Origin of the sequence: Pseudomonas sp. PS01303, assembly GCF_029959385.1 — a bacterium.
Classification (GTDB): domain Bacteria; phylum Pseudomonadota; class Gammaproteobacteria; order Pseudomonadales; family Pseudomonadaceae; genus Aquipseudomonas; species Aquipseudomonas rustica.
On record NZ_JASCPK010000010.1, the window covers coordinates 62924 to 74638 of the forward strand.

Consider the following 11715-nt stretch of genomic DNA (forward strand, 5'->3'; position numbering starts at 1 on the left):
CCGGGCATGGCGGGCCAGGGAGGCCGCGCCGAGGCTGATTCAAGTCAAAGTGGATTTGGCTGAGCTGTTATTATCCGCCGTATCTATTCAGTACGGATTGATCCATGTCCTCTCGCGAAATCCGCATCGCCACCCGTAAAAGTGCGCTGGCCCTCTGGCAGGCCGAATACGTTAAAGCCCGTCTGGAAGCGGCCCATCCGGGCCTGCTGGTGACGCTGGTGCCCATGGTCAGTCGCGGCGACAAGCTGCTCGATTCGCCACTGTCGAAAATCGGCGGCAAGGGTCTGTTCGTCAAAGAACTGGAAACCGCGCTGCTCGAAAACGAAGCCGACATCGCCGTCCACTCGATGAAAGACGTGCCGATGGACTTCCCTGAAGGTCTCGGTCTGTTCTGCATCTGCGAGCGCGAAGACCCGCGTGATGCCTTCGTTTCCAACACCTATGCCAGCCTCGATGCGTTGCCTGCGGGCGCCATTGTCGGCACCTCGAGCCTGCGTCGTCAGGCGCAATTGTTGACGCGTCGCCCGGATCTGCAAATCCGCTTCCTGCGCGGTAACGTCAACACGCGTCTGGCCAAGCTCGATGCCGGTGAGTACGACGCGATCATCCTCGCCGCGGCCGGTTTGATCCGCCTCGGTTTCGAAGAACGCATTACCTCGGCGATCAGTGTCGATGACAGCCTGCCGGCCGGTGGCCAGGGCGCGGTCGGCATCGAGTGCCGCAGCGCTGACACTGAAATCCACGCCTTGCTCGCACCGCTGCATCATGCCGACACCTCGTCGCGCGTGACCGCCGAACGTGCCCTCAACAAGCATCTGAATGGCGGCTGCCAAGTGCCGATCGCCTGCTACGCCGTGCTGGAAGGCGAGCAGTTGTGGTTGCGCGGTCTGGTCGGCGAGCCGAGCGGTGGCTTGCTGCTCAGCGCTGAAGCTCGCGCACCGCGTGCCGACGCCGAAGCGTTGGGCGTGCGGGTCGCCGAAGACTTGCTGAGCCAGGGCGCAGCCGAGATTCTCAAGGCAGTCTATGGCGAGGCAGGTCACGAGTGACCGCTTGGCGCCTGCTGCTGACGCGCCCTGCGGAAGACTGTGCGGCGCTGGCGGAGACGTTGGCGGCGCAGGGTGTTTTCAGTAGCTGCTTGCCGCTTCTGGACATTGTTGCGCTGCCGGTCTCTGACAATATTCGTCAGGCGATGGCGCGCTTGCAGAGTTGTAGCGCGGTGATTGTGGTCAGCAAACCGGCGGCACGCATTGCGCTGGATCTGCTCGGCAATTCATCGTCGCTGACGATGCCGTGGTTCAGCGTCGGCGCAGCGACCGCGCAGATTCTGCGCGAGCATGGCCTCGACGTGAGCTTCCCGGACGATGGTGATGACAGCGAAGCCTTGCTGCAATTGCCGCGTCTGCGTGAAGCGGTCAGCCAGCCCGGCGCGCAGGTGATGATCCTGCGTGGCGAGGGCGGGCGCGAGCTGCTCGCCGAGCGTCTGCGCGCGCTAGGTGCTAGTGTCGAGTATCTGGAATTGTATCGACGCGACCTGCCAGCGTACGCGCCGAAAGAGCTGCCACGGCGGTTGCAAGCGGAACGCTTGAACGGGCTGGTGGTCAGCAGTGGGCAGGGTTTTGAGCACCTGCGCGAAATGGCCGGCGATGCCTGGCCGGAAATTGCGCTATTGCCGTTGTTTGTACCTAGCCCGAGAGTCGCCGAGCTGGCACGTGCCGCCGGGGCTCAAACAGTTGTGGATTGCCGCGGCGCGAATGCCGCGGCTTTGCTGACGGCGTTACGGGAAAATCCCGGGCCCGTTCTCTAATGCAAAGGATGGATACGTGAGCGAAACAGCCTTGCCTAAAGATGATGTCCAGCCTGTGATCGATGCTCAGGTTGAAACTCCACCGCCGGCCAAAGAGCCGCGCCGAGGCAATGGACTGGCCATCGTCGCCCTGTTGCTTGGCGCAGCCGGCGTCGCGATCGGTGGCTGGGGTGTCTGGCAGGTGCGTCACCTGCAGACCAACACGCAAGCGCAGTCGGGTGAAGTGCAGGCGCTGAACGATCAGGCGCAGACCCTGAAGCTCAACGAGCAGCGCCTGACCGAGCGCCTTGCGCAGTTGCCGGGCGCCGACGAACTTGCCGAACGCCAGCGTCTGGTGACGCAACTTCAGGGCGATCAGCAGCGCCTCAATCAACGTCTGGAAACCGTCCTCGGCGCAAGTCGCAAGGACTGGCGTCTGGCCGAGGCCGAGCATCTGCTGCGTTTGGCCAGCCTGCGTCTTTCAGCGTTGCAGGACATCAGCAGCGCTCAGGCGCTGGTGCAGGGTGCCGACGAAATCCTCCGCGAACAGAACGATCCGGGCGCCTTCGCGGCCCGCGAGCAAGTGGCCAAAACCCTCGTCGCCCTGCGCAGCACCGAGCAGCCGGATCGCACCGGATTGTTCCTGCGCATCGGCGCGTTGCGTGATCAGGTGGTCGGCCTCACTGAGCTGGCGCCGGAGTACAAGGATCGCGGCGAATCGCTGCTGGGCTTGACGGCTGACGGTGACGGCGCCAGTCGTTGGGCGCAGTGGTGGGATCAGGTCTCGCGTTACATCCGCATCGATTTCAATGCGGATAAAAACGTGCGGCCGCTGCTGGCCGGGCAGAGTCTGAGCCAAGTGCGCCTGGCCCTGAGCCTGGCCCTGGAGCAGGCGCAGTGGGCGGCCCTCAATGGTCAGGCGCCGGTGTACACACAGGCCATGGCCGAAGCGCGTGATGTGCTCAAAGGCAATTTCAATCCGGACAACCCGCAAAGCAAAGTGATGCTGGAACAGGTTGGCGAGCTGAGCAAAGAACCGGTCACCGTCAACACGCCGGACATGACCGGCACCCTGAGTGCAGTGCAAGGCTATCTCGAACGCCGTAACGTCAACGCTGAAGAATCGGTGAAACCGTTCGCCAAACCTGCCGCGAATGCTGCGCAGGAGGCCACGCCATGAAACGCCTGTATGTGATCGTGTTTCTGGTGATCGCGGCGACGGCAGCGCTTGGGTTTGCGGTGGCGCAGCATTCCGGTTACGTGCTGATCGCCTACAAGAGCTTCCGCTATGAAGCGAGCCTGTGGGCAACGCTCGGGCTGATCGCGGTGTTGTGGCTGCTGATCTGGGGCATCAAGGCCTTGGTTGAATTGGTGATGGCTTCCAGCGGTGTGGTCAATCCTTGGTCGCGACGCAATCGCAGCCGTCGTGTGCAAGTGGCGATCGAGCACGGTCAGCTGGATCTCGCCGAAGGTCGTTGGGCCAGTGCGCAGCGGCATCTTTCTCGCGCCGCCGAGGCCGAGCGCCAGCCACTGCTGTACTACCTCGGAGCCGCCCGTGCGGCCAATGAGCAAGGCAATTACGAAGAATGCGATCGTCTGCTGGAGCGCGCACTGGAGCGTCAGCCGCAAGCCGAGCTGGCGATTGCCCTGAGTCATGCGCAGTTGCAGACCGATCGTGGCGACACCGACGGTGCGCTGGTCACCCTGCAAGCCATGCACGAACGCCATCCGCACAACGCGCAAACCCTGCGCCAATTGCATCGCCTGCATCAGCAGCGCGGCGATTGGTCGGCGGTGATTCGCCTGCTGCCAGAGCTGCGCAAAGACAAAGTGCTGCCGCCAGCCGAACTGTCTGAACTGGAGCGTCGTGCCTGGGGTGAAAACCTCTCGCTGGCTGCGCAACGCGAAGAAGACGGCACCGTGGGGTTGCAGTCGCTTCAACGGGCCTGGCAGCAACTCACTTCGGCTCAGCGTCAAGAAGCGCCGCTGGTGCTGGCCTACGCCGAACAACTGCGTCAGCTGGGCGCTCAGGTCGAGGCGGAAGAAGTGCTGCGCACCGCGCTCAAGCGCCAGTACGACAGTCATCTGGCGCGCCTCTATGGTCTGGTGCGCGGCAGCGATCCGGCGCGTCAGTTGCAGACCGCTGAAGGCTGGCTCAAGGAGCATCCAAATGATCCGAGCTTGCTGCTGACCCTGGGTCGTCTGTGTCTGCAGACCAGTCTGTGGGGCAAGGCGCGCGACTATCTGGAAAGCAGCCTGCGCGTGCAGCGCAACCCGGAAACCTGTGCGGAGCTGGCGCGTCTGCTGGCGCAGCTCGGGGATACCGATCGCAGTAATCAGCTGTTCCAGGAAGGCCTTGGCCTGCTCGATGAACGCCTGCTCGCGGCGCCATTGCCGGTGCCGGCGCGCGTCTGAATCGACGAGGGAGTTCGCTCCCTCGTGTAGGTTTCCCGACCGAATAATTCCTCGCAAATGGGCGCCAGAGGCAAAGTCCTACGAGCGCCTTCTTCATTTCCTTCCTGCCCTGTCGGGTTTTCCCTACACCTTTGCCGAAGTGTCGGCAGCCCCTTGCCTTGAAAGGCTTGCGCGCTTTCCTCTACCGTAACTACCTGTCTCTACTGTTACGGAAAAGCCATGTCGTTGGCCTGCTCACGCTCCTTGTTTTTCATGGCTTTCACTGCGGGGGCCGTTGCCCTGGGAGCTTCCTATTACCTCGAATACGCGATCGGGCTGGCGCCGTGCAGCCTGTGCCTGGTGCAGCGTTTGTTCCTGACGCTGCTGACGGCCGTCTGCGGTTTGGCGGCGGTGCATGGCCCGCAACGTGTCGGTCTGTCGCTCTATTGGCTGGCGGCGCTGGGTGCCAGTCTGGTGGGCACGACCGCGGCCTGGCGGCAGGTGCTGTTGCAGAGTGATCCGCTGTTGCAACTGGTGGAATGTTCGCCCGATCCCGAGACCCTTTTCAGCCGTTTGCCGTGGCTGTGTGCGACGCTGCGGATGTTTAACGGCAGCGCCGATTGCGCCGAAATTTCCTGGACGCTGTTCGATTTGAGCATCCCGGAATGGAGTTTGCTGTTCTTTGTCGGGGTGTCGATTCTGGCGTTTTATCAACTGCTGCGGCTGGTCTGCAACGCTCTGCAACGACCGCTCAGCGGCGAAGCGTCGCACCAAGGGCTGGTCAGGGATTAAACACTTGTATGAACTTTATCTCCTGCGTACCTTGATGCCATAGGCGCGCGGGCATAATCTGGCCCGCACGTGTCATTGGAATTATGTTGCTCGATGACGCTCTGCCCGGCCGCCCTCCAAGCGATAAACCAGAAGAGAGGCGCGGGTGTAGAGCAGCATGACCCACAAGGGAAGAGAGATCGCCATGCTCGAAAGTTGTCAGAATGCTCAGGAACGTTGGGGTGGAGTTCATCTGCTGATCGACCGCTGGTTGCAAGAGCGTGAAGATCTGATCGGTGCCTACGACAATCTCGGTGCACAGCCTGAGTCGCTGTCCGAGAGCCGCAAGCCTTTGCAGGAATTCTGCGGCGTGCTGGTCGATTATGTGTCGGCCGGGCACTTCGAAATCTACGAACAGCTGACTGGCGAAGCCAAGGCGTTCAACGACAAACGCGGTCTGGAGCTCGCCGAGACAATCTACCCGCGCATCGACGTCATCACCGAGAAGCTGCTCGCGTTCAATGACCTTTGCGATGAAGGCAAATGCGTTGCCGAGAAATTCAAGGAGCTCGGTGGTTTGCTGCACGAGCGCTTCGAACTCGAAGACTGCCTGATTGAAGTGCTGCACACAGCACACAAGGAAGAAGATCCGGTTCAGGCCTGATTCTTTTCTCTGATCAAAAAAACGGTGCGCCCAAAGCGCACCGTTTTTTATTGCCTGCTCAACTGCTCGCGCCGCGCAACTCCACTTCAAATACCAGCGGTGTAAACGGTGCGATCAAGTCGCCGGCACCATCAGCGCCATAGGCCTGATCCGATGGAATCACCAAACGCCATTTCGCCCCCACCGGCATGTTTTGCAAAGCGCTGCGCCAGCCGGCGATCACGCTGTCGAGGTTGAACCATTGCGGCTGAGTGTTCTGATCGAACACGGTGCCGTCCGGCAAGCGACCGACATACAACACCTGCACTTTTCCATCCGGGCCGGCCTTGGTGCCGGTGCCTGGCGCGAGCTCGGTCAGCAGGATGCCATCGGCCAATTCCTTCACGCCCGGTTTGGCTTTTTCAGCGGTGAGAAAACGCTGTTCATTTTCCATCGCGGCATCGCTCGAAGGCTGTGTCGAGTGCTCGGCATTTTGCGCTTCGTGATCGGCCAGAACCTGTTCGATACGCGCTTCACTCAGCGCCAGCGGCTTGCCTTGATACGCCTGCTGCAAGCCCTCGACCAATGCCTGAATCTGTAGCTGCGGGACTTCCTGACGCAGCCGTTCACCCAGGCTGGCGCCGAGGCTGTAGGCCAGATCGTGAGCATCGTTCGCAGTGGATTTTTCGTCAGCGTGGGCTGCAGAAAAGATCACGCAGAGGGATAAAAAAAAGTAGCGCGACATGGTCACTGCTCCGTCCTGAATTGCGCTGGATTATGCCAGCGCAAACGTCTGCAACGGTGAACTGCTTTTGCCTTTGTGCAGAACATTTTCACTTCGTTGCAACGCAACTGTTTCGATACTGTCAACATGACCTAGCGGCGGTGTCAGCAGAGGTCTAGTATGAGCCGCACTCACGTCAGCCAGGAGGTAAACCATGTCGGCCACCAAGAAGCCTGTAAACACTCCGTTGCACTTACTCCAACAACTCTCGGGCAGCCTGCTCGAGCATTTGGAAAACGCTTGCTCGCAAGCCTTGGCTGATGCTGAAAAACTGCTCGCCAAGCTGGAAAAGCAACGCGGCAAGGCGCAAGAAAAACTGCACAAATCCCGCACCAAATTGCAGGACGCAGCCACTGCCGGTAAAGCCAAGGCACAGACCAAAGCCAAAGGCGCAGTGAAAGAACTGGAAGACCTGCTCGATGCGCTGAAGGATCGTCAGTCCGACACCCGCAGCTACATTCTGCAACTCAAGCGCGATGCCCAGGAAAGCCTGAAACTGGCCCAGGGTGTTGGCCGCGTTCAAGAAGCAGTGGGCAAGGTATTGTCGACTCGCTCGGCCAAACCAGCAGCGGCACCGGCGAAGAAAGCTGCGGCAAAACCTGCTGCAGCCAAAGCTCCGTCGAAAACTGCGGCGGCCAAGCCTGCTGCAAAAGCGGCTGCTAAATCCGTTGCCAAGCCTGCTGCAAAAGCACCGGTGAAAGCCGCTGCAAAACCAGCTACCAAAGCGGCTGCAAAACCTGCTGCGAAAAAACCTGCTGCGGCGAGCGCTGCAAAACCAGCAGCTAAAACCGCAGCGGCAAAACCTGCTGCGCGGACTGCCGCTGCCAAGCCGGCTACCCGTGCCGCTGCTGCTAAACCAGCTGCGAAGCCAGCCGCTGCCAAAGCTGCTCCAGCGAAAACCGCCGCTGCTAAACCGGCCGCCAAAGCTGCTGCTAAAACTGCCGCTGCAAAACCCGCTGCCAAGACTGCCGCTAAACCAGCAGCAGCCAAGCCTGCGGCAAAAGCGCCAGCCAAAGCTGCTGCAAAACCGGCTGCCAAACCAGCCGTGAAAGCCGCCGCCAAACCGGCAGCCAAGCCAGCCGCTAAACCGGCCGCTGCTGCCAAACCAGCGACTGCTGCTGCCAAGCCTGCTGCTGCAAAACCAGCCGCCAAGCCAGCCGCCAAGCCAGCCGCTAAACCGGCCGCAAAACCAGCCGTTAAAAAGCCAGCCGCTGCCAAACCAGCTGCCGCCAAACCGGCTACCGCGCCTGCCGCCAAACCTGCCGCACCGGCAGCGTCGGCTGCACCATCGGCACCTGCTCCAGCCGCTACGACCTCGACGCCATCGACTGCGCCATCGCCAGCCGCTGTGTCGAGCACCAGCAACAACCCAACCAGCGCTTCCTAAACGCCGGTCGCCGCGACGCGCAGCACTTGCAGCGCGTCGCGGTTCGGGTTGGCTGCGGTGCCGGCCAAGCCTTCCAGCCAGGTCATTGAACCTGCATCGTTTCGCGTCCATTCCTGCGCCACACCTTCAAGCCGTGACAGCAACGCTCGCTCAGCTTCCAGCTCAAGTGATTTGATCTGCTCGCGCATGCCTTTCAACACCGCGTCATCCACCGCCCGTGCTTTCCATTGCATACGCAGTGTCCGCAGCGGTTGCACCACTTCGATATCCCATGGCGCGGTCAGCGCCTGAAGTTCGCTGATGCGTTGTTCATCGCAGGTCACCCCGCGTTGCTCCAGCCATAAACCGCACAACAGCAGGCACACGTTCACGCCCGCCGTTTGCAGTTGCAGGCAGGCGTCTTCCACACCCGGACGGGCGTAGGTGGCAAGGGAAAAGCTCCACAGGTCAGAGGACATCGTGCTACTCGCGCCAGTTGTGAGCGAAGCTGGTAGACTCCGCCGCCATTATGATCCGACTTCAGAACCTGACTTTACAGCGTGGCCCGCAACGTCTGCTAGAAGACGCCGAGCTGACCCTGCACGCCGGCCACAAAGCTGGCCTCATCGGTGCCAACGGCGCCGGCAAATCGAGCCTGTTCGCCTTGATTCGGGGCGAACTGCACCCCGATTCGGGTGATTGCTTCTTGCCGGCTGACTGGCGCATCGCCCACATGCGCCAGGAAATCGAGACGCTCGAGCGCCTTGCCGTCGACTATGTGCTCGATGGCGACCTGCGTCTACGCGAGGTGCAACGTGACCTCGCTGCCGCCGAAGCGGCGCATGACGGTGCCGCTCAGGCCCGTCTGCACTCGGAACTCGACAGCGCCGACGGTTACACCGCCGATGCGCGAGCGCGCAAGTTGCTCGCCGGTCTCGGTTTCACCAACGAGCAGATGGATCGTCAGGTCGGGGATTTCTCCGGCGGCTGGCGGATGCGTCTGAACCTGGCGCAAGCGTTGATGTGCCCGTCGGATTTGTTGCTGCTCGACGAACCGACCAACCACTTGGATCTCGACGCCATCATCTGGCTCGAAGAGTGGCTGAAAAACTACCCGGGCACTTTGCTGCTGATTTCCCACGACCGTGATTTCCTCGACGAAGTCGTCGATCACGTCGCGCATGTCGATCAGCGCAAGATCACCTTGTACCGCGGTGGCTACAGCGCCTTCGAGCGCGCCCGTGCCGAGCGTCTGGCCCAGCAACAACAGGCCTACGAGAAGCAGCAGGCGCAGCGTGCGCACATGGAAAGCTACATCGCCCGCTTCAAGGCGCAAGCCACCAAGGCCCGTCAGGCGCAGAGCCGGATCAAGGCGCTGGAGCGCATGGAAGAGCTGTCGGCGGCCCACGTCGATTCGCCGTTCGACTTCGTCTTCCGCGAGTCGACGAAGATCTCCAGCCCGCTGATCGACCTGTCCGATGCCAGCCTCGGTTACGGCGACAAAACCATCCTCGAGAAGGTCAAGCTGCAACTGACCCCAGGTGCGCGGATCGGCCTGCTCGGGCCAAACGGCGCGGGTAAATCGACGCTGATCAAGAACCTCGCCGGTGAGCTATCGCCGATCGCCGGGCGCCTGACCCGTGGTGAAAACACCGTGGTCGGCTACTTCGCCCAGCATCAGCTCGACTCGCTGGACTCCAAGGCCAGCCCGTTGCTGCACATGCAGCGTCTGGCGCCGAGCGAACGCGAGCAGACCTTGCGCGACTTCCTCGGCGGTTTCGACTTCCGTGGCGCGCGCATCGATGAGCCGGTGCTGAATTTCTCCGGTGGCGAAAAGGCGCGTCTGGCCTTGGCGTTGATCGCTTGGGAACGCCCGAACCTGCTGCTGCTCGACGAACCGACCAACCACCTCGACCTGGAAATGCGCCTGGCGCTGACCATGGCGCTGCAGGAATTCAGCGGCGCGGTATTGGTGGTATCTCACGATCGGCACTTGCTCAAGAGCACCACCGATAACTTCTACCTGGTCGCGGACGGCAAGGTCGAAGAATTCGATGGCGACCTCGAAGACTACGCGCGCTGGCTGGTGGAATACCGTCAGCGCAACGCGCCGGTCAGCAACACTCCGGTCAACCCGGACAAGACCGACAAGAAAGCTCAGCGTCAGGCTGCCGCTGCTCTGCGTCAGCAACTGGCACCGCACAAGCGTGAAGCTGACAAGCTTGAAGCTGAACTGGGCAAGCTCCACGAGAAGCTCGCCAAGGTCGATGCCAGCCTCGGCGACAGCGACATCTACGAGCCAGCACGGAAGAACGAATTGCGTGATCTGCTCGCCGAACAGGCCAAACTGAAGGTTCGCGAAGGCGAGCTGGAAGAGGCGTGGATGGAAGCCCTCGAGGTGCTGGAAAGCATGCAGGCGGAGCTGGAGGCGCTGTCCTGATGGAGGCGTTCAAGCTGCCGCTGCCGGCGGTGTGGGTCGAGCCGATCTGGTTTACCGTGCAGATTCTGCTGATCTTGCTCGCCGGCTATCTCACCCAGCGCTTCGTTGCCAAAGGCCTGACCCGACTGGGCGAGCGCTATCCGTTCCCGCCGCAGTTGCTGATGCCGCTGCGCGGCGTGTTGCGCTGGCTGATCATGGGCAGCGCGCTGATCTTCGTCTTGGAGCGCCTCGGTGTTTCGGCCACGGTGTTGTGGACGGCGCTGTCGGGTTTCGTCGCGGTAGCGGCGGTCGCGTTCTTCGCGATGTGGAGTGTGCTGTCGAACCTGCTGTGCGCGATTCTGATCTTCACGGTCGGGCCGTTTCGGCTGGGGGATATCGTTGAACTGGTCGACACCACGGACAAGCCTGGGGTGAAGGGCCGGGTGGTGGCGATCAATCTGCTCTACACCACGCTGATCGAGGCGGAAGAGTTGGGGACTGGCAGCGCGATGGTGCAGGTGCCGAACAGTTTGTTCTTCCAGCGCTCGGTGCGGCGTTGGCGTGGGACGGATGTGTTTCCGTCTAGCGGGTTTGAGAAGTAGGGTTTCAAGCAAGATCAAAAGATCGTCCGATCGCGGCCCGAGCCTTCGGCAGCTCCTACAGGGATCGCATTCCCATGTAGGAGCTGCCGAAGGCTGCGATCTTTTGCTTTTAGCCCCAAACAGCATTAGCTTTGACAACTTGTTACAGCATGAGTCGAGGTGTGCGATGGAGCTTCAAACATGGCTGGCGTTTTTTGCTGCCTGCTGGGTGATCAGTCTGTCCCCGGGGGCTGGCGCCATTGCGTCGATGTCCAGCGGTCTGCAATACGGTTTCTGGCGTGGTTACTGGAACGCGCTCGGCCTGCAAATCGGTCTGGCCGTGCAGATCGCGATTGTCGGCGCCGGTGTTGGCGCGATCCTGACCGCTTCGGCCACAGCCTTCCACGCGATCAAATGGTTTGGTGTCGCTTACCTCGTGTATCTGGCGATCAGGCAATGGCGCGCGCAGCCCATGGACATGAGCGATGACGCGGCGGTGCGGCCGATCGGCAAGCCGCTGGCATTGGTGTTCCGTGGCTTTCTGGTGAACATCAGCAACCCCAAGGCCCTGGTGTTCATGCTCGCGGTGCTGCCGCAGTTCATCAATCCGCATGCGCCGCTGCTGATTCAGTATGTGGTGATTGGCGTGACGATGGTCTGTGTCGACCTGATCGTGATGGCGGGTTACACCGGTCTGGCGTCGAAGGTGCTACGCCTGTTGCGCACACCGCAGCAGCAGAAACGCATGAACCGCACGTTTGCCGGGCTGTTCATCGGCGCGGCGGCGTTTATGGCGACGCTGCGCAAAGCAGCCGCCTAAAGCGCTCAGGCACAAAAAAGGCGACCTCAAGAGGTCGCCTTTTTTATTGCCCGGTCTGGCGAGTGAGCTTTTGTGGCGAGGGGATTTATCCCCGTTGGCTCGCGCAGCGGGCCCTCTTGATCTTAAAAGAGGGGGCCGCTGCGCAGCCCAACGG

At 61.4% G+C, this 11715-nt stretch carries 12 protein-coding genes; 10 read left to right on the forward strand and 2 right to left on the reverse strand.

All coding sequences use genetic code 11. The annotated features are described in order from the left end of the window. The first annotated feature begins 104 nt into the window (after positions 1-104). The 6 genes from hemC to QMX93_RS06230 all read left to right on the forward strand — a co-directional run bounded on the left by hemC (position 105) and on the right by QMX93_RS06230 (position 5612). The gene (gene hemC / locus QMX93_RS06205; RefSeq protein WP_159814389.1) at positions 105-1046 is read left to right on the forward strand and encodes a hydroxymethylbilane synthase; all 942 of its coding nucleotides are present in this window, start codon (positions 105-107) and stop codon (positions 1044-1046) included. Next, positions 1043-1804, forward strand: coding sequence for a uroporphyrinogen-III synthase (locus QMX93_RS06210; protein WP_282353666.1), 762 nt, complete (start codon positions 1043-1045; stop codon positions 1802-1804). The genes hemC and QMX93_RS06210 overlap by 4 nt, the downstream gene beginning before the upstream one ends. Positions 1805-1820: 16 nt before the next feature. Then, positions 1821-2963 carry a uroporphyrinogen-III C-methyltransferase gene (locus tag QMX93_RS06215; RefSeq protein ID WP_212546200.1) on the forward strand — a complete coding sequence of 381 codons (1143 nt, stop codon included), beginning with the start codon at positions 1821-1823 and terminating at the stop codon, positions 2961-2963. Further along, positions 2960-4198 (forward strand): heme biosynthesis protein HemY, encoded by a 1239-nt coding sequence (locus tag QMX93_RS06220; protein WP_282353669.1) that lies wholly within the window; start codon positions 2960-2962, stop codon positions 4196-4198. The genes QMX93_RS06215 and QMX93_RS06220 overlap by 4 nt, the downstream gene beginning before the upstream one ends. A gap of 219 nt (positions 4199-4417) precedes the next feature. Next, complete coding sequence (locus QMX93_RS06225; RefSeq protein ID WP_053124951.1) at positions 4418-4969, forward strand: disulfide bond formation protein B; 552 nt, start codon at positions 4418-4420, stop codon at positions 4967-4969. 184 nt (positions 4970-5153) lie between these two features. After that, positions 5154-5612, forward strand: coding sequence for an Rsd/AlgQ family anti-sigma factor (locus QMX93_RS06230; RefSeq protein ID WP_053124949.1), 459 nt, complete (start codon positions 5154-5156; stop codon positions 5610-5612). Between the two features lie 58 nt (positions 5613-5670). Here QMX93_RS06230 and QMX93_RS06235 read toward each other — a convergent pair whose 3' ends face one another. Next, a complete protein-coding gene (locus QMX93_RS06235) occupies positions 5671-6336 on the reverse strand; it encodes an FKBP-type peptidyl-prolyl cis-trans isomerase (protein WP_159814381.1) in 666 nt (221 codons plus the stop codon). A gap of 193 nt (positions 6337-6529) precedes the next feature. Here QMX93_RS06235 and QMX93_RS06240 point away from each other — a divergent pair, with 193 nt between their 5' ends. Next, complete coding sequence (locus QMX93_RS06240) at positions 6530-7762, forward strand: AlgP family protein (RefSeq protein WP_282353679.1); 1233 nt, start codon at positions 6530-6532, stop codon at positions 7760-7762. On the opposite strand, the gene QMX93_RS06245 is transcribed toward QMX93_RS06240, so the two are convergent. Further along, positions 7759-8220, reverse strand: a complete 462-nt coding sequence (locus QMX93_RS06245) for a TIGR02444 family protein (protein ID WP_282353681.1) — start codon at positions 8218-8220, stop codon at positions 7759-7761. The genes QMX93_RS06240 and QMX93_RS06245 overlap by 4 nt on opposite strands. A gap of 50 nt (positions 8221-8270) precedes the next feature. On the opposite strand from QMX93_RS06245, the gene QMX93_RS06250 reads away from it, so the two are divergent. From QMX93_RS06250 to rhtB, 3 genes are all read left to right on the forward strand, one after another. Next, on the forward strand, positions 8271-10181 hold the full coding sequence (locus QMX93_RS06250) for an ATP-binding cassette domain-containing protein (RefSeq protein WP_053124941.1): 1911 nt from the start codon (positions 8271-8273) through the stop codon (positions 10179-10181). Next, complete coding sequence (locus tag QMX93_RS06255) at positions 10181-10762, forward strand: mechanosensitive ion channel family protein (RefSeq protein ID WP_016985893.1); 582 nt, start codon at positions 10181-10183, stop codon at positions 10760-10762. Before QMX93_RS06250 ends, QMX93_RS06255 begins: the two co-directional genes overlap by 1 nt. A 166-nt stretch (positions 10763-10928) precedes the next feature. After that, positions 10929-11561: a homoserine/homoserine lactone efflux protein gene (gene rhtB, locus QMX93_RS06260; RefSeq protein ID WP_282353684.1), complete on the forward strand. Its 633-nt coding sequence runs from the start codon at positions 10929-10931 to the stop codon at positions 11559-11561. Positions 11562-11715 lie beyond the last annotated feature (154 nt).